General features: G+C 45.5%; 20 protein-coding genes. 8 read left to right on the top strand and 12 right to left on the bottom strand.

All coding sequences use genetic code 11. From position 1 onward, the window contains the following. The first annotated feature begins 4 nt into the window (after positions 1-4). From ABD949_RS22590 to ABD949_RS22560, 8 genes are all read left to right on the top strand, one after another. Positions 5-1,006 carry a PD-(D/E)XK nuclease family protein gene (locus ABD949_RS22590; protein WP_345247270.1) on the top strand — a complete coding sequence of 334 codons (1,002 nt, stop codon included), beginning with the start codon at positions 5-7 and terminating at the stop codon, positions 1,004-1,006. Further along, positions 951-3,326, top strand: coding sequence for an argonaute/piwi family protein (locus ABD949_RS22585; RefSeq protein ID WP_345247269.1), 2,376 nt, complete (start codon positions 951-953; stop codon positions 3,324-3,326). The genes ABD949_RS22590 and ABD949_RS22585 overlap by 56 nt, the downstream gene beginning before the upstream one ends. 11 nt (positions 3,327-3,337) lie before the next feature. Then, the gene (locus ABD949_RS22580; RefSeq protein WP_345247268.1) at positions 3,338-3,760 is read left to right on the top strand and encodes a hypothetical protein; all 423 of its coding nucleotides are present in this window, start codon (positions 3,338-3,340) and stop codon (positions 3,758-3,760) included. A 3-nt stretch (positions 3,761-3,763) separates the two neighbouring features. Continuing rightward, positions 3,764-4,978: a hypothetical protein gene (locus ABD949_RS22575; RefSeq protein WP_345247266.1), complete on the top strand. Its 1,215-nt coding sequence runs from the start codon at positions 3,764-3,766 to the stop codon at positions 4,976-4,978. A gap of 365 nt (positions 4,979-5,343) precedes the next feature. Then, complete coding sequence (locus ABD949_RS22570; protein ID WP_345247265.1) at positions 5,344-6,111, top strand: multiubiquitin domain-containing protein; 768 nt, start codon at positions 5,344-5,346, stop codon at positions 6,109-6,111. Continuing rightward, a complete protein-coding gene (locus ABD949_RS22565) occupies positions 6,095-7,501 on the top strand; it encodes a HesA/MoeB/ThiF family protein (protein WP_345247264.1) in 1,407 nt (468 codons plus the stop codon). Before ABD949_RS22570 ends, ABD949_RS22565 begins: the two co-directional genes overlap by 17 nt. Then, the gene (locus ABD949_RS30855) at positions 7,498-7,827 is read left to right on the top strand and encodes a ubiquitination-like system serine protease family protein (RefSeq protein ID WP_425576795.1); all 330 of its coding nucleotides are present in this window, start codon (positions 7,498-7,500) and stop codon (positions 7,825-7,827) included. Before ABD949_RS22565 ends, ABD949_RS30855 begins: the two co-directional genes overlap by 4 nt. Positions 7,828-7,924: 97 nt before the next feature. Further along, complete coding sequence (locus tag ABD949_RS22560; RefSeq protein ID WP_345247263.1) at positions 7,925-8,161, top strand: hypothetical protein; 237 nt, start codon at positions 7,925-7,927, stop codon at positions 8,159-8,161. A gap of 55 nt (positions 8,162-8,216) precedes the next feature. Here the strand turns inward: ABD949_RS22560 and ABD949_RS22555 are convergent, their stop codons facing one another. From ABD949_RS22555 to traM, 12 genes are all read right to left on the bottom strand, one after another. Then, complete coding sequence (locus ABD949_RS22555; RefSeq protein ID WP_345247261.1) at positions 8,217-8,447, bottom strand: hypothetical protein; 231 nt, start codon at positions 8,445-8,447, stop codon at positions 8,217-8,219. A gap of 1,315 nt (positions 8,448-9,762) precedes the next feature. Continuing rightward, entirely contained in the window at positions 9,763-11,751 is a 1,989-nt protein-coding gene (locus ABD949_RS22550) for an FG-GAP-like repeat-containing protein (RefSeq protein WP_345247259.1), read from the bottom strand. 848 nt (positions 11,752-12,599) lie between these two features. After that, positions 12,600-13,367, bottom strand: coding sequence for a hypothetical protein (locus ABD949_RS22545; RefSeq protein ID WP_345247257.1), 768 nt, complete (start codon positions 13,365-13,367; stop codon positions 12,600-12,602). Between the two features lie 142 nt (positions 13,368-13,509). Continuing rightward, the gene (locus ABD949_RS22540; protein ID WP_345247255.1) at positions 13,510-14,172 is read right to left on the bottom strand and encodes a hypothetical protein; all 663 of its coding nucleotides are present in this window, start codon (positions 14,170-14,172) and stop codon (positions 13,510-13,512) included. A gap of 181 nt (positions 14,173-14,353) precedes the next feature. Beyond that, complete coding sequence (locus ABD949_RS22535; RefSeq protein ID WP_345247254.1) at positions 14,354-15,118, bottom strand: hypothetical protein; 765 nt, start codon at positions 15,116-15,118, stop codon at positions 14,354-14,356. An 818-nt stretch (positions 15,119-15,936) separates the two neighbouring features. Further along, entirely contained in the window at positions 15,937-17,094 is a 1,158-nt protein-coding gene (locus tag ABD949_RS22530; protein ID WP_345247253.1) for a replication initiation protein, read from the bottom strand. 212 nt (positions 17,095-17,306) lie between these two features. Further along, positions 17,307-17,939, bottom strand: a complete 633-nt coding sequence (locus ABD949_RS22525) for a hypothetical protein (RefSeq protein WP_345247252.1) — start codon at positions 17,937-17,939, stop codon at positions 17,307-17,309. A 55-nt stretch (positions 17,940-17,994) separates the two neighbouring features. After that, on the bottom strand, positions 17,995-18,990 hold the full coding sequence (locus ABD949_RS22520; RefSeq protein ID WP_345247251.1) for a hypothetical protein: 996 nt from the start codon (positions 18,988-18,990) through the stop codon (positions 17,995-17,997). 16 nt (positions 18,991-19,006) lie between these two features. Continuing rightward, positions 19,007-19,414 carry a hypothetical protein gene (locus ABD949_RS22515; RefSeq protein WP_345247250.1) on the bottom strand — a complete coding sequence of 136 codons (408 nt, stop codon included), beginning with the start codon at positions 19,412-19,414 and terminating at the stop codon, positions 19,007-19,009. Further along, entirely contained in the window at positions 19,411-20,007 is a 597-nt protein-coding gene (locus ABD949_RS22510) for a conjugal transfer protein TraO (protein WP_345247249.1), read from the bottom strand. The genes ABD949_RS22515 and ABD949_RS22510 overlap by 4 nt, the downstream gene beginning before the upstream one ends. Continuing rightward, positions 20,004-20,867 (bottom strand): conjugative transposon protein TraN, encoded by an 864-nt coding sequence (traN, locus tag ABD949_RS22505; protein ID WP_345247248.1) that lies wholly within the window; start codon positions 20,865-20,867, stop codon positions 20,004-20,006. The genes ABD949_RS22510 and traN overlap by 4 nt, the downstream gene beginning before the upstream one ends. After that, positions 20,864-22,108, bottom strand: coding sequence for a conjugative transposon protein TraM (gene traM, locus ABD949_RS22500; RefSeq protein ID WP_345247247.1), 1,245 nt, complete (start codon positions 22,106-22,108; stop codon positions 20,864-20,866). The genes traN and traM overlap by 4 nt, the downstream gene beginning before the upstream one ends. Position 22,109 lies beyond the last annotated feature (1 nt).

The following is a 22,109-nucleotide window of genomic DNA, read 5'->3' as shown; positions in this document are numbered from 1 at the left end:
ATTTATGGACTGGTCTTATTCAGCTCTGACTACATTTAGAAGGTGCAACAGGCAATACTATTTTGGCTATGTTGCACCTTCGCACTATTTCACCGATCCGTATCGTCGTAAACTTTTTGAGTTAAAAAATTCAAAAAGTTTACACATGTGGCAAGGTTCTGTTATCGATTATATCGTGGAAACGGAAGTAGTAGATGGTCTTCGCAAACGAAAAAAGTTAAATTTCAATCAAATTGCTCAAAAAGGAGTTGAACTTGCCCAAAGACAATTTGCTTTTTCTGAAAGTCTGAAATATAGAGAAAAAGGCTTATCAAAAGCCGGTGTGGGAGCCGATTATTGCATTCTAGATATTCATGAATCTCAAAAACCCTATACTGAGGAGGAGATACAGAACGTTTATACGCAAATTCATGATGTACTTTCTAAATTCTCTACCCTAAAAAGTCCAATAGATGGACGGCTAATGAGCAACTTCATTGAAGACCACTCACTAATAATTCCTAATGTAAGATTTATAAAGTTTGAATTTGAAAATATACGGGTAACGCCCCAAATTGATTTACTTTTGGGGAAGGGAAATAAAGCTGTTATTATTGATTGGAAAGTTTCTGATAGTGATGTTTCTGACTACTCGTTGCAATTGATCATTGCCGGAATTGCCGTCCTTTATACTAACCAGCAACGGTTTGGAAAAGCATATATGCGTTCAACAGATATTGAGTTATGGGAAGTTAATTTGTTAACGCAGGAACTGAAAAAGCACCCTTTTACAACCGACGAAATTAATCAGACAATTGACTACATCTACTTAAATGCAGATGAATCAACTTTGATGCAAAAGCAGGAAAGTCAAAAACCTTTTGTCGATGACTTTCCCATAACGGATAAACCCTCGACCTGCCAATTTTGTAAGTTTCGGTATATGTGTAGTTATTTACTGGAAAACAATTATGAGTACAACGAACAGCAATATTCTGAATTTGTTCAAACTACAGAATTTACGTGAACTCTCTTTTGTCTATCAACTAGTTAAAGTCGAATTGCCTAGGTCGCTTAAAGCTCCTTCGCTCAAACAAACTCATTGGAATGCAGTTCTTTTTGAACTAGCATCTCAGACAAAGGGACCCGTAGGTACTGTTTATGAAGCAGGCGTTAAATACGCAGCAATTAAAGCGTATACTCCCTTAATTACCAATCGAATTTTATTAGCGCCCCAGCTAGCTACTGTTTCTTTGGTAAGCGGAGGCGTTCGACAGATCAACTATGCCGCTTTAGCTCCAGAAGAAGTTGATTTAGCTCAGCAATTCCTATACTTCTATATTCGGGAGCAGTTGAGTGCGAAATCTTTATGGAAGTATAATAACAGTGAATTCTTCGTACAGCAACCTACTTACCGTCCTCGAAATAGAAATATTGAAGTTTACGAGGGTTTTAATTTTAAGCTTAAATACATTAACAAGGAGTTCTATATTGGTCTAGATTTAGCACACCGATACACAGACCGCCAGTTTCTTCACGAACGAATTTTTGGCCAGGATATACAAAAAATTAATAACGAACTCCGAGGAAAAAGATTGCTTTATTTTAATGGTAATTCGGTTTATCCAGTAGAGTTTAAGGGAATTGGAAAAGCAATTAACGTCCAGAGATTTCGAAAGAACCCAGAGCAGGAAGTAACCGTATACGACTACATTCGAACAGAGGGATTGTACGCTAGTTCTCAGTCCTCGATTTCTTTAATTGAGAATTGTCCTACATTACTGCATACCTATACCAACCGAAGTGACATAAAATCTGGCGCAACTTGTTTTGCTAAACTAGTTAAAACACTTAAGGATGAAGACGCCCGGCCACTTCAGCGGGAAACGATTTATGGTCCACAGCAGCGATTTGAACGAATTCAATCGTACGTTCGGGATTATTTTCAGACAATCACATTCAATGGAGTCACCTTGTCTGTTAACCAGCAGCCATTAGAACTAGTCTTGCCTGTATTTAAGTTACCCACGTTTAAATATAAAAATGATACCATCTTCGATCCGCTGAATCACGACTCTATGCTTACAAATAACCTACGTGATTTTGGTAAAGTAAGAAAACAAGGGATATATCAGAACGGCATTTTAACGCAAAACTACTTTGGGCCTAACTATTTATTTATGCCTGAAAGCTTAGGTTATCAGTTTGCAAAGAGTGTAAAATATAATCTTGATAAAAATATTCGGGCTATCGCCAAAAATTTTGAAGGGCTTATCATTGTGATGTATGATGAAAGTGACGTTGCTAGTGCTTATAAACAATTTAAATCGTTTAAAAATTTACTAAACCGACGCCAAATTGATGAAGGCGCTGGTTTGTTTATTTTGCCGGATCATAAACACAATTCAGACCGATTTTTAAAAGATTTACATGACTGCTTAAAAAAGGAGTATTATCCAAACCTCAGGTTTCAATTTGCTAGCGCAAATCGATTTATTAGATTTTTCCAGAAGGTGAACCATCCCAAGTTTGGCTGGGTCTACGATGTTAACAAAACTTTATTTCAGGAATATAAATCGTATTTATCAAACCTACTATTTGAACTATTGATTATAAATTACAAGTGGTTATATGCTCTACAACATCCACTAAATTATGATATATATGTAGGTATCGATGCCCATGATTATTACGCGGGCTTCTGTTTTTTCTACCGAAATGGTGAACAGATTGTTTTCGATTACAAACGAATTTCTAAAGGTACCGGAACGTTTCGAAACGAAAAGATTAACGCTGAATTAATAGCTGACGTTTTGGAAGAAAATTTAAAAGAACATATTCCACTCTATGCTCCAAAGCCCAATGGAATTATTTTATTACGAGACGGTATTTCGTTTGGTGAAGAAGAAATTGCATTACGGGAAGTTCTCGCCCGTTATTCTGTAAAACAGTTTATACCCGAACAATTCAGTTGGGGTGTAGTAGACGTAAAAAAGCAATCTAGTCTCACCCTCCGGACGGCCGTGCATAGTGGGGCTAAACTAGAAAACCCGGTAGCAGGAACCTATTTCCTCAATGAATCAGAAGGTTATCTATTCAATACTGGATACCCGTTTAAAACGCCTGGTTCATCAAAACCACTGTCCATTGTACTAACGGCGGGAGAAAATATTGAGATTGAAAAAGTGTGCCAAGATATTTATTATCAGTCGCTTTTGGCTTTTTCGGCTCCTGAACAACCTAGTTCTCTACCCGTGCCCATTAAATTGATTGATACTTTAATTCGGTCGTTTGCACATCGTACAGATGAATCTAAACTGGAAAAACTCGCAACCTCTGAAGCTTAATATCTAAACTAATGTCAGAATTAGACGAAGTCGCTGAGCGTTTCTGGAAACTAACCCACCATGCGGATAGCCTCAATGAGGCCATTACCCGAGTTAAGCAAAAAAGTTTGATCACTAGTTTGCCTGCTACAAAACGATATCCACAATTAGAAATTGACGAGGCTACATACGAGGACTCTAAGCAGATTCTATTGAACTTTGTTGAAAAGTTGATTGCGTTTTATGACGCAAAGGGGACATCCATTGACGAAGTAGATAACGTGTTTGAAACGATCCCCTTGAAAGATCAAATTCATGATGAGGCTCGTCAAATCCAGATAATGCTTAACACCAACCAACTTCTTTCTCCTAAGGAGTTTCAATTTTGGGACCGGATAATTACCATTATGGGAAATCAACGGAGCCTATTGTTTCAGAAATTACTCAACGCTTAGTGCATGGTAGACTTCTTAAAGACGGCCTATGTTGATTTATATAATCGAATCCGGAAACTAAAGTCAAAAATTGACGCTCGCTCAACTGAATTTGATATTGATGTTTCTGCACTTTTTGTTCAGGATACATTGGATTTACTGGAAACACTAGAACTTGAAACGTTTCGAATCATTGAAAGTGGCTTTCTTGATTTCGAATTGTTGATGCCCAATAACTTATATCTATATAATAAATACATTTTACGGTACGAATTCATCGATAGTAATTTAGCCGAAATTATTTTGCAATATGATGCAGCCGAGCGGTTCTTCAATCGGCTAATCAATAAGATTTATAAAGAATCAAATATTCTAGCTATTGCCAAACCAATCGTTACTCTTACTAGTAATTCGAAAAAATACTACTGGGTTGAGCAGATTGCCGGAGTAGAAATACTAGCATTACCCCGTGGAGAGGAAGAATGCCTATTGCATTTACCTAATTTATATCATGAAATAGCTCACTTGTTTTGCTTCAAGTACCAGGATGGCAATATGTTGAGCAAATTCATCGCTGAACTTAAACGTTATTTTCATGCCGAGTGGGTTCGTATCAAAAATGAAAAAGTAAAAGTAGAGACTCGACATGCTGAACTGGAAGAGGTTCGTACACTTTGGGAAACAAAATGGGTCTGGGAATTAGCTTGCGATTTAATAGCAACTTTTTTAGTAGGACCCGCCTATGTCTGGACAGCTTTAATTTTAAATACAAAGGCGCAGGGAGAAGACCTATTGTACCGATGGAAGCCGAATCATCCACCGGATGCTACTCGTATTCGGATAATATTGTTGATGTTAGATAAACTCGATTTACAGTTTGAACGCGAGCAAATCAACCAGGTTTGGACTAAGTTTCTGGCACTAACAAAAAACCCCAGACCAACTCATTACAAAAGTTACTTTCCTGACCAAATTCTTGAATTGTTAGTGGAGGAGGTATTCTCATTTTGTAAAGATGCCCGTCTTGTGCCGATATCTACCTTACTAAAAGAGCCGACTACAACGTTCGCCGTTCAGCTCAACGAAACCTGGAGTTATGCCCGCGCACACCAAAGTTTGTTCGATATTTATGAAAGAGATTTTCTTTTAAAATTAAAGCGTGAATTAGGACTAATTATAGATTATGAAAATTCAACCGAGGAGGAAGAAGAAGACTTTGGTGATTTAACCCAGTTGTAGAAGGAAAAGTAAGTAACGGTTGGCTAACTAAATTTTTTCAAAAAATCACTCAAAACACTGTCACAAAACGAGCGGATACGCATATTATAATTGAAACCGTTCAAATGCTGACTCGATGCACTTCGATCTCGATAAACACTTCTGTAGCGATCCGTAGTAAAAATGCTCCCTACTCTAGGTGGCACTACAGTAAGGAGCCAATTGACTTATTCCGCGAATAATGGGCGTACGGTTGGCAACCGATGCCGTCAGTCAACTGGGTACAAATCAAACCTGAATCAAGCCACCATACCGAGTTGTGCCTGGTTACGAGACTCCCCGACCAAAATAGTAGGGAGCAATCAACAAAAAAACAAGCACGTCTCATGGACAAGCATATTGAGCATACTGATGTCGTGATTATTGAAGAAATAATCATATTAAAAGTAGTTAACATTCATGTTTATGCCCGCGCTGGACAAAAACCACCTAAGGCAGAGAAATACGAAATACAAATTGACCGTATTGAATATCTGGTCGATAAGGAGCATATGACAGGTCGTGAGCTGTTGACACTTGCTGGTAAACTACCGGTTGAACGATTCCAACTCAATCAGAAACTGCATAAAGGCAAAGTAGAAAAGATTGGACTGGATCAAGTGGTCTGTTTTACCGATCCCGGCGTGGAAAAGTTCATGACAGTACCATTGGATCAGACTGAAGGTAAACTGCCCCGCCGGCAGTTTACCCTTCCTGAGGAAGATCTGGAAGCGCTTAATACAAACTGTGCTATTTGGGAAACAGTTTCTGAAGGAAATGGCCAATGGGTGTTAATCGATGAATTTCCTCTGCCTAACGGCTATGGGGTTCAAACAGCAACTATTGCTATAAAAATTGAACCTGGCTATCCGCGCACGCAGTTGGATATGGTTTACGTTTATCCGCCATTACAGCGGGCAGACAATCAGCCCATTAACGCTCTTTGTGGCCAGATGATCGACGGGAAAATGTTCCAGCGTTGGTCTCGCCATCGTACCGGAGAGAATCCCTGGCGGGATGGTGAAGACAATCTGTCAACGCATCTTCTTTTAGTAAGCTTCTGGTTTGAACAGGAATTTCAAAAACGCCCCGCTCCATATGCAGTACCAGCTTAATATCGCCGGTCCCCACTACGAACTTCTAAAACAGCATCTCCTTCCCGGCGACGGGAAGGAGGCTGTGGCAGTAGCCCTCTGTGGACGTTATAAAAATGATCAAGTAACGAAATTACTCGTTCATCAGGTAGAAGTCATTCCCTATGAAGAATGCGATCGGGGTGGAGATTATGTTCACTGGCGAACTGAGAGAATTCTACCGCTTTTAGAAAAAGCGAGTGAGCTTAATTTAAGCTTACTTAAAATTCATAGTCATCCGGGCGGGTATTATGATCGGTTTTCTGAGGTTGATGATGAGTCAGACCTTCGGCTATTCCCCTCGGTGTTCGGTTGGATGAACGATGACGAACCACACGCCAGTGCAATTATGTTACCCGATGGAAAAATAATTGGCCGCGTATTTTTTCCGGATAACTCGCACCTATATCTCGACAAAGTTGTGCTAGTGAGTGACCAAATCCAAATCTGGAACTCCCAGCAAAACTTCTCACAAGTTGAGGAATCTGGCCGAAGAACAGCGCAGGCGTTTGGAGAAGGGACTTACCGCCAACTGAAAGAATTACGGATTGGGGTCGTTGGTTGCTCTGGCACAGGTAGTCCAGTCATTGAACAACTAGCTCGATACAACGTAGGAGAATTAGTGATAATTGATCCAGACCGGGTTGAGCATAAAAACTTGAACCGTATTCTAAACTCGTCAGCTACCGATGCAGCACAACATCGTTTAAAAGTTGATGTTCTAGCTGACGCCGTAGAGCGGATTGGCTTAGGAACCAAAGTCAGGAGGTATGCTGTCAATTTGTATGACAATCATGAAGCACTTCTCGATCTTGCTGGTTGTGATATACTCATCGGTTGTATGGATAGCGTGGATGGTAGACATCTATTGAATCAGCTGGCTACCTTTTTTCTTATTCCATATATTGACGTTGGTGTAAAGTTAGAAGCAGATGGGCATGGAAGTGTTGATAAAATTGTTGGAACGGTTCACTATTTGCAACCTGGAAGATCGTCATTGCTAAGTAGAAAAGTGTATGACCCTGAAGACCTGCGGGCCGCTGGAACTTACCGGCAAAACCCTGAAATGTTCCCTGAGTTGGCCAAGAATGCTTATATACGGAACATTAACGTTGATCGACCGGCCGTTATAAGCGTCAATATGACATATGCCAGCTTTGCCGTAAATGAGTTGTTAAATCGTTTACATCCTTTCCGAACGGAGTCACCAAAGCAATATGCCCGCTCGATGATTGATTTGACAGAGATGTGCATCATCACAGAATCAGAATCTGATTTTGAGCGCGATATATACTTAGCGAAACGAATTGGTAAAGGCGATTCAGGAGCATTGTTTTTAGAGATGCCTGAACTTTCTGTACTGACTTTATGAAATTCTTGTGGCGGTTTACACAAAAAATCTGGGAACGTTGGTTTAAACAGTCAGCCAAGCTAGTATACGTTGATGACTTACCAGAAAAGTTGAGTAAAGATGGATTTTACGTCATTGGTGATCCTAAAAATCCATGGCTGTTAGCCTTCATTTGCCCATGTGGTTGCCAGGAAATCATACAACTAAGTCTACTGACAGACTATCGACCACATTGGACGTTTTCGGTTGAAAAACAGCAACGAGTTACCATTATGCCTTCTGTTTGGCGTCAAGTTGGCTGTAGAAGTCACTTTTGGATTAAGTCAAGTAAAGTTACCTGGGTCTAAACGGAAGTCGATCTTTTAGTCAGTAGTAGGTTGATTTGCCTACGTATACAGGATTACGTTCAAAAAACTCACTTAAATTTAAAACCAGCTAATTAATATGGATAACCGTAAGTTTTTCTTCGGGGTTTTAATTGGGACAGCGATATTCGTATACTTAATCGGGTCCTTTCTGATTGCAACTTTTGACATCACAATGTGGAAAGATGGTGATCGCTTTTTAATTGTAGTGTTTTATTTAATTTTGGTTAGTTCGGCTTTAAAAGCACTGACGGAGCAAAGTAAGCCAGATAAATCCAGGCAAAAGGATTTAGCTAACTCCCAGCAGACAGAATAAGTCAATTAAGCACAAAATATAAATAGAAAGTACTCCGTCTGTTGTGGAGTACCTTCTATTTAATATGATCAATATAACCACTTGTAGTGCTTAAATGTGTATTTCGGAGATGCTGACCCACTCCCGTAATTTTTTCGGCAATGACCTGCTGGATCTGCCAGCCCATCTTCCAGGCGTAACCTTCAGCAATCTGACGGCCATAGTCCTGAATACGCTTGAAGACGAGCGTGAAGCTGACGGCCTGCACAGGGATATCAATGTTGGCGTTAACACGGGCTGTTCTCATGCCGACGAGCTACTCAACTGTACTGACCTAAGCTAAGGTTCAAATCAGTACACCTTACGGCCAAAAACATGAAGCTATATCCAACTAAAAGACTCTTTTCCGGGGTATCTAACACATTCTGGGTATATCCGCCACGTGAAGGCTATAATTAACTAACAGTTAGATAGTTATACAAATTTAACTACCTGTACTTTGGGGCTATTTCACCGTTTTGGCTAAATGGCTTAGAAAATGGCTCAATTTCACTTCTAAAAGCCTCTTTTTGTAATAGATTCACCTTTAAGGGTATTTTTTGCCCTAAAAGCATAGTAATTATTCGCTTTTACATGTACCTAAACGGCAAAATTACTTATTCTCCAAAACGGTCGTTAAAAGCATACATTTCGGCGTAAGATGCTGTTTTAAAATTACTTACCCTCTGTGCGTGGTGGATATACCCAGAATGTGTCAGCTACCCCCGAATTGGGGCTTGGCCCAATGGATTAGTGGTTGACATGAGGAGGGATATTTGAAAAGGGGCGTAAAGGTATAGGTAATGCCAGTTAACTGCAAATGAATTATATATCTTAGAAATTAGTGTAATGCGTATGCAAGAGGGTCCGTAATTGAAAAAAGTACAACGTCCGGCAAGGCAGCAAGTATAGTTGGGCGTTATGTTATTTGAAGGGGCCTTTTTATAAACAAGTCTTTACAATGGAATAGAGGGTCGCTTTACCGTTTCGGACAAAATCCGTCACTTAAGTAATGAGCTGCTGAATATCAGGTAATTATATTTTTACCCAAGGTTTACTTAAGGCAAATTCATTGTCAATCAAGAGTTCAAGTTGACCAGTCCGCTTGTATACAGGAAAGAGGTTAACCGTTTATAAGCCAAGACGTTACGTTATTTAGTTAGATTAGCCAAACTATTCAGGAATCTGGCAATTACCGTTATGTGACGGATTTTGAACCAAACTGCAAATCTACCCATAGCTATTTGATATCTGGCCCGCTTTGGTAGTTGCAATCTATTACGAATTAGTTAACAAAAACGGAGGTTTATAAGAAATCCTGAACGACGGTTGATCTTGAGGTAATGTATAATCCTCAGATATGGGAATAGGTTAAACGATGCATTCTCTAACCTTATTAAAAATCAGCACGTTTACGTTCCATTTTTATTTTGGCCACACCCGGGGCGCTGTGGCGTACCGAGGAATCTGCAGATCTGCAGAGATGATCCCCCGGCAATTTTAAGAAAAGACCTATTTCTCAAATGACCACCTGTAACCTCTTTTCAACTATCTAGCTACAGGTGGTCATTTTCAATGCTAAGCTATATACTTATTGAAACCCAAACTCCGGCATTGCCAAAGCCGACAATATCGGCTCGTCCATCGCCGCTAATATCGGCCAGGAAACGTGGGTGCATGTCAACACGCCAGCCGCCCGCAATGTAGGCGAAGTTGCCTACAATGAGCTGTGGCGGTTGGAAGGTGCCGTCACCGTTGTTTCGGGCCACCCAGACACCAAAGTCACCAAAGCCTACGACGTCTGGTCGTCCATCACCGGTGGTGTCCGCCAGGAAGCGGGGATGCATGTCAACACGCCAGCCCCCAGCTTCATAGCCGAAGTTACCCACAACAAGCTGAGGGTCTTGAAAAGTACCGTCCCCATTATTGCGTGCTACCCACACGCCAGCATTGCCGAAGCCGACAATGTCGGCTCGCCCGTCCCCGGTAAGGTCAACCACCAAGCGGGGATGCCGTTCCACGCGCCAGCCCCCCGCATCGTAGCCGAAGTTGTTTACCATAAGTTGGGGTGCCTGAAAGGTGCCGTCCCCATTGTTACGGGCTACCCACACGCCGGCATTGCCAAAGCCGACAATGTCTGGTCGTCCATCCCCGGTAGTGTCGGCCAGGAAGCGCGGGTGCCGTTCTACGCGCCAGCCACCAGCGTTGTAGCCGAAGTTATCTACTACAAGCTGAGGATCTTGAAAAGTACCGTCCCCATTATTGCGTGCTACCCACACGCCAGCATTGCCGAAGCCGACAATGTCGGCTCGCCTATCTCCGGTAAGGTCAACCACCAAGCGGGGATGCATTTCCACGCGCCAGCCCCCCGCATCATAACCAAAATTGCCCACCAAAAGCTGGGGCAGTTGGAAAGTGCCATTCCCGTTGTTGCGTGAAACCCACACACCGGCATTGCCGAAGCCGACAATGTCTGGTCGTCCATCCCCGGTAGTGTCGGCCAGGAAGCGCGGGTGCCGTTCTACGCGCCAGCCGCCGGCATCATAACCGAAGTTGCCAACGGCTAGCTGCGGTGATTGGAAGGTGCCATTCCCGTTGTTACGGGCCACCCACACACCGGCATTGCCGAAGCCGATAATGTCGGCTCGCCTATCTCCGGTAAGGTCAACCACCAAGCGGGGATGCCGTTCCACGCGCCAGCCCCCAGCATTGTAACCGAAGTTGGCCACCACCAATTGTATGGCAGGGTGATTGGTATCATAACGCGGAGGAGCAACAACTGTCGGGTGCTTATACGTCTTTACAACCTGTTGATTTTCCGGTGGAGCCCAGGGCCGGGTCGTGGGTGGCGCGCCGGACCAGGGCCGGATATTACTGTTGATCCGGGCATCGGTACTTTCCGACCCATAGACAACATTGGGGTCGAGTCTTTCAGGATGTGCAGGGTCCGTCTGCCAACGTGCGTACAGGCGATCAACATTGGAATGCAACAGAAACACAAAAGGATCGCGGAATGACACATGCGCACTTCCCATGTTAACGAAACCGTGCATGGCATTATGAACGATTTCCAAGCTACGACGCATGTTAGGAAAATCAATTGCGGCAAGGATTGCATTGTCATTAGCGGCGGATGCTGGGGAGCCGGCAACAAAACGAACAACGGTTCTGGGTGAATCGGCCGGATTGCCTGAACCATCCCGATGTGGATTGGCACCCGGAACGTAGTAGCCGGCACTCAGCCAAGGTTCACCAATCGGTGCCGAAGTTGGGCCACCGTACCCCATGAAATCCGGTGTAAACAAATTTAACGCCCCGACCGCTCCTCCCCCAAGGTTTGCGTTAGGAACGGCCCTTGGATCTTGTGTCCAATCCCAGTAGTGAAGGGAAAGGCGTGGATTAATTTGCCGCAACAGCTCTTCTAAACGGTTGACAAGCTCTCGGTGCCATGGAATAAATTCGGGCCCGCCGTGAACATGCGTTGCCGCGTGAATTTCGTCTTGTTTAAACCACCATGTTACTCCACCTGGTGGGCTATCAGTTCGTATACCCGGAAAAACCCTTCTGTTCATCTCAATTAAAGCGTCTCGTAAGAGTGCTCTCTCAGCAGGGTCAACGTGTGCGATGTTTCTGCGGATTCCGTCTCCAAGGGCCATTTTGTAACTCCGTTTTGATTTGTTTATAAATTAGTTCTAATTCGATACTCAACTGCCTAAACCGGCTATAGTCATACTATAGGATGAATGTATTCTACTGGGTATTTATGCCGAAAAATTTCAGCTGTAGGGCTTAGGCCAAAATCAAAATAAGGTTTTAAAAGGGTAGATATTTAAGGCAGCTCACCGAAACGTTTGATATTTTTATCTGGTTATTGTCCTTAGAATAAGATGAGTTAAATCGGACCGGCTATGAGTGAGCAATAAAACAGAAAAAGAAGGCAGCGCTTTTCTTACCGCCCCGCAAAACCACGCCTATATGTTATTGTTAAGGCCGTGGTACAATGTCCCGTTTTGCATAAAAGGCCTAATCAGAACGGCTATACAGGAGAATAAAGCAGTTTTAAGTATTATTAAATTATAGATTAATAAAATAAAATTTAACTCTTAGTTAGGGCTTTAACATTGCTTTAGTTAAAATAGACCCAAGACATTATTTTCGAAAAATATAAATAATCACATCTCTGCTTCTTAGCCCTTTAAAGAGTTAAGAAGCTTTTTTTATTGGTTAAATAAACCTACTTAATAATAAATGTCAAACTATATTTATTTATCGGTAATAAAAACAGGCTTTGAGTTACCTCAGTAATGGACGTTTTCGCTATCATCGGTAACTAACGGATTTTCTATTTTGGAACCAACGATAAAGATGATGTCGTCAGTAACAGTTTTGATTTAATCCGCGCGACACAGATTCTCATTGTTCATGGCTGAGCGGTGCGTTTTAGCCACGCCAAAGCACCAGGCGTAGTATGCCACAGCTGACGATTCTGCTGCGCATAGGCAACCGCTTCACTGGTATGACCTAACAGTACTACTTCCGGCGCTTGGAGGGGTAACTTTTGGGTGCCCAGCAGGTAAGCCGCTACATGTCCATTCCGCCTAATGGCCTCCTTCAATTTGGTTTGACTGGCTTGGCTAGAGCCTTCTGTCTGGAACAAAAACAAAGCATGATTGTACTTCCAGGCTGCCGGCCTATCCTCCGGGAACCGATTCAATAGTTGCTGGTAACCGGACACATCCCGTTGCTCCAGCAACGCCGTGGATAGAAAATAGCGCATGCCCTGATTGTCCAGTTTATTTAGCTCCAGCATATCCCACAGATGTGGTATCGCCTGATTATACTGCCCATGGCTGATCAGCGTCTGGATTAAACCGGCTTTTGCACGCATGTAAGGACGGGTTTGGTGAAAGCTCCAGAAATGGCCCCGCAACTGGTCAAACTCCTCCCCCAGCCGCTCTTTCCCAACGACGATGGCCCTTTCAAAAAATGCTAGCCTGGCAGGCAGATCAGGACTGTAGGTCCCCATAAAGGTAAGCACCTCTACGTTGTCCGGGTCCAGCTCGCGGGCCTTCATCATGAACGCGAAGGTCTCTTCCAGATTGATTGCCTGGTCCGCTTGATGAACTAGTTCCTGCGCCTGTTGCTGCTTCTTCTGCTGGCGGGTCAGTTTAGCCGGCGTGTATTTCATGAGCCAGAGATGGTTCTTGGTTGACGAATGTAGACAATTTCGGCAGGATTATAGTACCCCCTGATCGGAGTGGCAGCATGCCCACTTCGAAGCTGAATACCTGCTTTGAGAAGTAACCTCCTGTCGAAGAAGCCTTATCTGCTCACCAGCGTTTGGCGGAAAAGTCGGCCGCTAAGTCCGAGCGAAGGATATGCATGTGCCAGGAGTTATCAGCTATCGACTTCACAAAGGCTAACGTATCATGATGAATCCAGGCGGATGGGCTCAGCATATCCAGACAGGTTCCCAGAAAATTTACCCGATCGCCAACCGGTCGGTGTCGGACGAAGGCCGTTTCGGCCATTAACAATAAGCCTTCGCTGAATTCCCCCTGATAAAGCGGCAGGCTGGAATCGACAAAATGGCTGATGGGCATTCGGCACTTCGTTTGCCAGTGCCGAAGTTCCTCTTTTGACCGCTGGATGAGGACAGCCAGGGCTTGTTTCTCCAACGACAAATCCGGCAGCGAAGGGCTAAGTTGTTGCAGGATATGCACCAGATACAGCCAGCGTGGCCAGCTTATTCGGCAACTATGCGTACCCGTTGTCGAGCGAGGATGGCGTGCCGGTTTAAGTTCATGGCCAAAGGTAGCGATGAGTTGCCCAATAGCCTCGTTGGGGTGAGTCAGTCCAAGTTGGATAAACTGATCCCCCAGCAGATTCAGTTGCCCCGCCTTACCCGATAGGCGGACGCCCATCCCGAGGGGTGTTGATTGGATGGTAAGCATGACGTTCTGGCCCCTGACCGGCCGCAGATAGTTTCCCAAGCCAGTGGTTTCACAAAGGTATGCGTCTCCAGCACATATCCTTATGATAAATTTCGAAGAAGATTAAAAGGTTGCCGGTCTCGCTCCGGCTCGTGGCGACGACTGATTGTGACCAGAGTAGCGCCCGCGACGGCGGACCGCGCCCGGCGTAATGGATTCCCTATTATGCTAGCAGAAGACCTTACTTATTACCATCCGCATTGTTAGCCGACGGTTTGACGTATAGAGCTACCGTGCCAAATGCATGCCGATGATTATACGTAGCGAGTATTTTTTCGATGGTCTTATTGTCCTGAGAAAGGGGAATAGCTCTGGCAATGTATTCGGTATCGACGAAGATGATGTTTAACCGTTGACTGACCTGGCCTTTAACCCGCTCTGAATGCTTCAGTAGGTGTTCGGTCGCGCTTCCCAGTTTCTCCGGCTTCTCCTCTTCGAAATACCGGTAGGAACAATACCAGTAGCGGTAGAAGTGATGGAAGTTAGAAAAGCAGTACTGGAAATGACCAGGTGCCGTTCGAATCTGCCGCAACAAGTCGTCAACCTGCTTTAATTCAAGTTGCTCTGCCTGGCTTGGTTGAATCAACAAGCCTTTATTGAACAGCTCGTCGCGGTAGTTCCTGAGATACTCAATGGCTTGATCAGCGGGAACATCCTGCTTGATGGAGTATTTATGCTTGAAGTAGAAGGACAACGAGATAGCCGGCTGGTCAAAGTTGACCAGCTTTAGGTTTTTGTAAGGACGCCCGGGCCGGTAATATGGCCGGTAGGTCTCTTTCAACTCGGCTGGTACGAAGTAATACTCCAAATCCGGATCCTGTGGTAAGTCTTTAACTTGGTGGACAAATGGTTTGAGTTCAATGGCGTGACTGCGCAGCACCAGCCGCAAGGCATCAAGGGGGGCCGAGTCCGGGCGCTTCTCCGGTTTCTTTCGTTGCTTTTCCATGCCGGAAAGGTAGAAAAAAGCCATCAATATTTACTATAACGGTAAATAAATAATGTTTTCCCTCCTCCCCCTTTCCAACAAAAATCCGCTTCGATCTTTATCTTTTATCAATTTTTACTTTGATTGATTTAGAAGGGCCTAAGTGCCACATTACTAGTCTCTTATAAACGTAAAAAGGAGGTTTGGTAGGTCACAAAAGGAGGTTTAGTAGGTGTTGCCTATAAGAAATAAGGAGGTTTAGTAGGTCACAAAAGGAGGTTTAGTAGGCACAAAAAAGAGGTTTGGTAGGTCCCTTCCAATAAAAAGGAGGTTTAGTAGGTCCCCTATCTTTCAACATAATTTGGACGGATGTGGAAAACAGAAAGCCAGCTACTTGCCTACTAATTTAGTCGTTTAATAGTATCAACGTGAGGGGTCGGGATAAAAAGGAGGTTTAGTAGAATGCAAAAAAGGAGGTCTAGTAGGTGTTACTCCCTACCAAAAATAATGCTTGGTTTAGAGACGCAAAAGGCGAAGCCTGGTGTCTAATCGTGAGAAAAAGGAGGTTTAGTAGGTATCAATGGCTTAGAAAACTAGGTTCTTTATTTTAATTGTTCAAGAAAAAGGAGTTTGCCATAGTAGAAAAAGGAGGTTTAGTAGGTATACACTTTTCCCTATTAAGAAATGGAGTCGCGAGATGCTGAACGTAGGGAACTCCCCTTTTGTAATGTGTAATACCTTTTATTAGGGCAATTTTTACTCTACTTAAATCTCTGTAAGCCAAGCAATTGTTATCGTTTCCTCAATCCATGTTTAACCTACCCTAGAATCTAAGATCATCATTTTTTACCTGGTTTCATTTCGCCAAAAATTTCTCCTATTGACTGCGGCTTAGCTGACCTACCAGCAGAGGGTTTTGAGCTTAAGGGTGATTTAGGTAATGGCGCAGAAACGCCGTCTGTTGGCTGGAAGGGGAAGATTGGTACCTGCTTAATCGGAGGTGCCGGTACAGGAGTAGGTTGTTTTTCGATACCGAGGGACTTCACCAGATAAGCTGTGCGATTTTTAACTTTTGGTCTCAGGCCATTAGTTAGTTCTGAATCCACTCGAAAGAACGTCTCTAGTATAGTAAAATCCGACACGATCAAATCTTTTTGCCAGTCCATCAGTTTGTAGTTAGCCATGAGCTTCCAAACGGCCTGAATAGCTTCATTGATAGGCATGGCATTAATAAATTGTCGGTCCTGTTCAACACTCTCCATGGCAATTTGCCGCTGTGTTTTAATAGAGAACTGCAATTCTAGAATTCGCTTTCCTTCTTTTTTTGTTGGAAGCCAGTCAATTATAATTCCTGCTTTATCATAGAGTTCTCGCTGAGCCACTACCAAGGCATTCTTTTTAAAATCATTGTAGGAGTGACTTTCCGGATAGTTTAACATTTCCCGTAAGCGATCAACCATGTACCGGAACTGGTGTTGACCACGATTATGAAACATCGACACAATCTCATAAAAACGTTGCGCGTAAACGGACGAGAGAGATAGCATAATATCAATATCATACTTGGTGTACCGCTGTCCCAATTCAGCAAAGTGCGGAACAACATCGGCGAACATCGTCAATTCAATTACTTTTTTACCATCTACAATCTCTGACTTTACCCGAGGAAAAGGGGTGATAAAGTCAAACTTCTCCGTCTTATCATTCCGATACGCTAGACGCTTTGACTGCAAAGAGTCAGCCGCTGCGCTGATTTGATCATAGCGCTGCCTGGTTAGTTCTGTAAAGGGTATTGTGAATTTGACGTTCCAACCTGGCTTAATTTCACCTTTTAAGGCCATGTGTCCAATCTGATTAACCACTAACACGACAATCTTTTTTTCGAGTTCAGTGAACTCGTGGCGAGACTCCGTGAATAGATTGGGCTGGTAATTGGTTGGATACTTCGTAAAAGTGGAGGTCGTTAAGGCCTCAGTGGCGTTAGGAGATTGGCTCATGTGCTGAGGAAATTCGGGTAAAAAAGAATTTGGGTAAAGGTATAAAAGGAACGTTCGGAAACAAACTCCTTTTTAGACTTAGGAAATGTTTAGATCCATTTTCTATGGTTAGGGTGGACTTACTTGGCTGGTATATTATTTGCGTTTTTCAATTCACAAAATTTTATACATGGCGAAGTCGATAAGGACAACTCTGGCAGCGTGTTCCATAGTTAAATATTAAACAGCAGCAACACATCAACTGTGCCGGCGACATGCGGCTCTTTATCGGGAATGTTGGTGCCAGTGCCAAACAGCGTTGCATCAAACGTGCCTTTCAACCGACGCAAAACCAACGAACCTTCCTGCTTCACCGTCGTAATTTCGTTGATTGTTAGGGAGCCGGCGCTGGTGATGTATAGAGCCGGGCCAGGTTGGTTGATTTCCAGATCAGCAATTTCCCCACGTGGCGTTGGACTCATCAACCCCATTGGGTACGAGCCTGTTTTGGTGATATTCATTATTCGAAGGGTGGCGTTGGAGCGATGTTCCGCCGGCACAGTTGATGTGTTAGCAAAGTCGAGTGGCTGATTGAAGGTGGAGCGGATCCGGATCAGGTCAATACCAATAGCTTCGGCCACAACGCCCGAGTATCGGCTATTTGCCTGCTGCTGTTCCGGGCCTTCGGCCGCCAGGTTAACCGACTTGCCGGAAATGGTTAGTTTACCAGAGCCTTTATACCCCGATAAAGTCGTCGGTACCCTTAAATACGAGGGTAATGCCGGTGACGGATCTTTTTCTTTGTTACAAGCCCAGAGCCCCACCAGTAATCCAATCAGCACGAATTGTTGTCTAAAGCTTTTCATGGTGTTCGGACGTTTTTCGTTAAAATAAACGAGAAAAGCGGCTTAGTTACACAACCTACTTCTTTGGACCGTAGAGAATCACTTCATTGCGCGGCTGGCTTATCTCATCATAACGCTTCTTTACCTCCAAACTCATACTAGCCCCTAGCGCCGTCGTCTGCTGATAGAGCTCGGAAATACGAAGGTGTAGTTCGTCAATAATTCTAATGCGTTCGGAATCTGTCAGCTTCAACGTAGGAGCGCTGTAGTATTCGGTGGGAACCTGAAAGTTGTCGACGAAATAACCCACCAGGCCTGATAAGGCTTTAGCCCCACCACCACTAGCGAGTCCCACCAGCATCGATCCGGCATTGGGCACACCGAACATCGAACCGACTACGTTGCCCACAATCGACACGACCTGTTTGTTGCCGTCCTGGGTGGCTTTCTTCAGCCCGTCAAAGAACTCCTGATTGTAGGCGCTGATCTTCTGGCTGAGCGCGTCCTGCTGATCTTTAGTCAGCTTATTCCAGTCTTCCTGTGAGGAAATGCCTGCCTCCGCCAAGGCAGCTTCAATCTTGGCTTTTACGTCGCCAGCCGGATCGCCACCCGATGGGCTTATCTCAAATGTCGGAAGTGCCGGCAGCTCAATCATTTTGCCGGAGGTAGTCACCAAGTCGAGTTGTTGTTTGATGCCATCGGCTTTACTCAGCGCCCCGCTCAACTGCTGAATGTATTTCCAGGACATACCCCCTCCCGCTGATGCACTAAATCCAGGATTAGCTTTTTCCAAATTACCCGCAATGGTGACAAACTTCGAGCGGTAAGCGTACATTTCCTTGTGCATCTTTAGGATTTCCTCGACTTTGTAGTAATTCAGCACACCCTTGGAGACAATCAGCCTAGAGTTCATCTCGGCTACTGTCAATTTCTGCATCCGCTCCTGAATAATCCGAATGATTTCCAGCTTGGCAGCCTGTTCGGTGTTACTGTCCCCTTTGAGGGAAATCTTTATATCGTTTTGGGCAAAGCTCAGCTGAGCGGCAAACAACAGTATAACTAGCTTTTTCATTTTGTTGTAATGAGAATTAAGGGTTAACCTGAAAACGTATATGCAGTGTATCAGGCCGGGTGTAGCCCCGCTCCTGTTGGGCAATCAGAATGACTTCATTTATCCCAGTTGTTTCCGGAATGAAGCTCCAGCGCGATTGCCCTAACGGTATCTCCACTGGCATGCGCTGACGAATTGCCGTCGTATCGCGGAACAATCGACCTAAGCCGGATTGCTGGTAGTACATCAGTCGATAACCATACTGTTTGTAGTAGGAGTCGGTACGCAGGTCTAGCATCAGGGGTTGAGCCTGACGGGCACGTAAGGCAACGTCGGGCGTATACACCTGAAGCTTTACCCGGTAGGGCGCTTCGATATTCAGGGTTTCCTGCTGACAGGCCGTGGCCAGCATAGTCAGGCAGAGAATAGAGAGAAGTGCTTTCATTCGTCAGATGAGGTTGGAAGAATAAACTTGATACCGATACCCAGATTGAAGCGCGTACGCACCACATTGGAGCGAAACAGATAGTACTCCTTTGCCCTGGCCAGCAGGATCAGCCGGCCGCTCACCAGGTATTCCCCTTCGAGCGCTAAGGTCGGACCGGCTACCCAGTTCGACCGGTTATGGATAATGGCATCCTGAATCTGCGGACGGTCCTCATTAATTTGTTCATAACCACCAGCCGCGCCGAGGCCTGCATTGAGGACAAAGCCGCGGCTAACCCGTCCGAATACTCGAGTATACATTTCCAGTTCGCCCAAGTACTGGTTAAGCGGAACGCGGCTCACGTCGTAAGCGTACCGTTTGGCGTTTAGATGCGCTCCTGCCTTCCAGTACGTGTAGCGAGAACGATAGCGGCTATAGGACACCCCGGCGAAGTAGCCGAAGTTATCCTGGCCGGGTAATCTAAAGCCGTCCAGTGCACCGACTGAAACTTCGAAGGCAGATTGCCCCGCCTGGTGGAGTTGTGCACTCACAGGTCGCGAAACCGACAGCAAAATCAATAATCCGGATAGGTAGGCAGATAGGTTTCTCATAAGGGTTTGGCGTAGGCTAGTTCTTCAGGTCCAATGGCTAGCGTCAGGAGCCGGCCTCCCCCCTGCTCGTTCACCTGCACCATCAGCCGGCGGTCCTTCTCCAGCGTCATGCGGCTTATGGCAATCACCTTGGTGAGCTCCTGCCGGTTCGGAACCGTGCGCTGCTTCTCATCAAATATTTTGATCGGTTCTAAGGGCACTTCCTGCGCGGCTGAACTTTCCCCTGCCTGTTTGGTCTGGGCCACAAAGAGCTTGACGAAATCCAGCCCGTAATCCAGCTTGGATTCGTTTTCCATCCCTAAGACCAGAAACATCACATCGTCTTTGTAGAGGACGTTTTTCAGGTACAGGTTCATCCCGAGCAGCTGGTGACCCACATGCTTGATACGCCGGCGAGAGTCCATCGCTTGAACGCCCAGTGAATTAAGTTTATCCGATAACCGGGCGGCCGAGCCAGTGCCGACTTTAGCAGTTTTTGGCACCTCAGCTTCCCGGGTCAGTTTGGTCAGGTCATAGGTGATGACCACCGGCTCCGCATCGTACAGCACCCGGAACGTGTACAAACAGCCGTCGGACGTAATCACCGTTAGGCTGGTTTCGGGGAAAAGGCTCATGGCTGATTTAATCCGGAAGACATTGGTAGCTGTGGCCACCACTTCACCCACGAGTGTCTTACTTCCCAGATCGGCGTATTTGATTTCGTGGGGGAATATCAGGTGCGTAGTTCGGGTGCTGCAAACCTGGATGACAAACGAGGCCCGGTAGGTTGACGAACTGATCGGCTGAATGAAGTTAACCTGCGCGTACGCCCCTCCCAGGCATACACTGAGCAGAATAGTAAGGAGAAGTCGGTTTTTCATTGTTGCGCTTTGAGGTAGAGATTATAGCCGCCCTTTAGGTGAATGGCCGGTTGACGCATGGAACTGGCTGCCTGATAGCGGGCCGTATTAAGCACAGAATTGACAATGCCGCTACGGGTAGGCACCTGCAGGCCGCTCATGGCCGAGGATTTAAGTTGACCACTTGCCTGCTGTGACAGACCGGGTGCATTCACGCCGGCGGCTCCGTCGATGTCGTAGGCTTCCAGATCCAGCGGGATAAGCTGGCCACTGAGTTGCAGATTACCGACCACCAGGCGAATCCTGTCACCGTCAGGTTGACAGATGGCGTGCAGGATGGTCGAGGCCGGCACCGTAATACCATCCACAAGTAAATCCTTTGTTAATCTCAGTTTTACGGGTTGGCCAGCGCGGACGCTTTGGTCTTCGTGAACGACCGCAGGAATCATCCGGACGGTTTGCCTACTGCCGCTTCGACGAGCGGGCAATCCAGCCGGGGGCATCTCCATCACGGACGTGCGCGAATCCAAGGCTACGGCATTACCGATCGGAGCGCTGTTGAATGGACTCTCGTTCACCGCCACTTCCTGATTCGCCGGCTGTGATGATTTTGCCTCTACAGGAGTGCTAACCGCTGCTGTACTCGCTAACGACTCACGCTGAGGTGCCTCGGGTCGAACTACCTGATAGCTGCGGGGCGTTGGCTCAACCGATTCTGTTTGGGTCGAATTTGAGCCAGGAGCGTGGTAAACGTAAGCCGGACCCTTCGTGCGTTTTGGAGCAGAAGTCTCCGCAGCGGCCAAATTCCGGGCCTTTCTGGCCGGATTTACCGTCGGCGTTGTTCCCAGTGAAGCTGTAGCCATCGGGTCGGCGATAACCGGAGTCTGATGAACAGCCGCAGCAGGGTTGGCGTGCCCCGGAATGGCGGTTCCCGGGTTGTCGACGGGCATCACGCGAAAGCCGTGAGCAGTGGTATCCTTACGGGCATCAGAGAAATCCGAAAGGCGCTGACCGTCAGCTGAGCCGTAGGCGGGACGTTCTACTTTGCGGCCCTCATAGGCTACATTCTCGGCATTGGGCAGCTGCGCGTTGAAGCCACCGGTCTGGTTTTGGGCTACGCCTTCGGCCTGCCCTTTGCCTCCGCCGAATAGCCAGAAGAAGGCAGCGCCAAACACCAGCGTAATCAGCGGATAAACCAGCATGGCCTGACGCTTGCGAAAAAACGCTTCGTCACTATGTGTAGCAGTAGTCTCGGTACCCATG

This window comes from Nibrella saemangeumensis (assembly GCF_039541915.1).
GTDB classification, from domain to species: Bacteria; Bacteroidota; Bacteroidia; order Cytophagales; family Spirosomataceae; genus Nibrella; species Nibrella saemangeumensis.
The sequence above is the reverse complement of the archived record's forward strand: the minus strand, read 5'-3'. Positions and strand labels throughout refer to the sequence as shown.

What these genes read in the sequence shown, in the direction of transcription:
- ABD949_RS22565 (WP_345247264.1), top strand. Translation starts at nt 6,095, where the DNA reads ATGCAGTACCAGCTTAATATCGCCGGTCCCCACTACGAACTTCTAAAA.
- ABD949_RS22550 (WP_345247259.1), bottom strand. Translation starts at nt 11,751, where the DNA reads ATGAACAGAAGGGTTTTTCCGGGTATACGAACTGATAGCCCACCAGGT.
- ABD949_RS30855 (WP_425576795.1), top strand. Translation starts at nt 7,498, where the DNA reads ATGAAATTCTTGTGGCGGTTTACACAAAAAATCTGGGAACGTTGGTTT.
- ABD949_RS22535 (WP_345247254.1), bottom strand. Translation starts at nt 15,118, where the DNA reads ATGGAAAAGCAACGAAAGAAACCGGAGAAGCGCCCGGACTCGGCCCCC.
- ABD949_RS22545 (WP_345247257.1), bottom strand. Translation starts at nt 13,367, where the DNA reads ATGAAATACACGCCGGCTAAACTGACCCGCCAGCAGAAGAAGCAGCAA.
- ABD949_RS22590 (WP_345247270.1), top strand. Translation starts at nt 5, where the DNA reads ATGGACTGGTCTTATTCAGCTCTGACTACATTTAGAAGGTGCAACAGG.
- ABD949_RS22515 (WP_345247250.1), bottom strand. Translation starts at nt 19,414, where the DNA reads ATGAAAGCACTTCTCTCTATTCTCTGCCTGACTATGCTGGCCACGGCC.
- traM (WP_345247247.1), bottom strand. Translation starts at nt 22,108, where the DNA reads ATGGGTACCGAGACTACTGCTACACATAGTGACGAAGCGTTTTTTCGC.
- ABD949_RS22510 (WP_345247249.1), bottom strand. Translation starts at nt 20,007, where the DNA reads ATGAGAAACCTATCTGCCTACCTATCCGGATTATTGATTTTGCTGTCG.
- traN (WP_345247248.1), bottom strand. Translation starts at nt 20,867, where the DNA reads ATGAAAAACCGACTTCTCCTTACTATTCTGCTCAGTGTATGCCTGGGA.
- ABD949_RS22570 (WP_345247265.1), top strand. Translation starts at nt 5,344, where the DNA reads ATGGACAAGCATATTGAGCATACTGATGTCGTGATTATTGAAGAAATA.
- ABD949_RS22560 (WP_345247263.1), top strand. Translation starts at nt 7,925, where the DNA reads ATGGATAACCGTAAGTTTTTCTTCGGGGTTTTAATTGGGACAGCGATA.
- ABD949_RS22530 (WP_345247253.1), bottom strand. Translation starts at nt 17,094, where the DNA reads ATGAGCCAATCTCCTAACGCCACTGAGGCCTTAACGACCTCCACTTTT.
- ABD949_RS22580 (WP_345247268.1), top strand. Translation starts at nt 3,338, where the DNA reads ATGTCAGAATTAGACGAAGTCGCTGAGCGTTTCTGGAAACTAACCCAC.
- ABD949_RS22525 (WP_345247252.1), bottom strand. Translation starts at nt 17,939, where the DNA reads ATGAAAAGCTTTAGACAACAATTCGTGCTGATTGGATTACTGGTGGGG.
- ABD949_RS22520 (WP_345247251.1), bottom strand. Translation starts at nt 18,990, where the DNA reads ATGAAAAAGCTAGTTATACTGTTGTTTGCCGCTCAGCTGAGCTTTGCC.
- ABD949_RS22555 (WP_345247261.1), bottom strand. Translation starts at nt 8,447, where the DNA reads ATGAGAACAGCCCGTGTTAACGCCAACATTGATATCCCTGTGCAGGCC.
- ABD949_RS22575 (WP_345247266.1), top strand. Translation starts at nt 3,764, where the DNA reads ATGGTAGACTTCTTAAAGACGGCCTATGTTGATTTATATAATCGAATC.
- ABD949_RS22585 (WP_345247269.1), top strand. Translation starts at nt 951, where the DNA reads ATGAGTACAACGAACAGCAATATTCTGAATTTGTTCAAACTACAGAAT.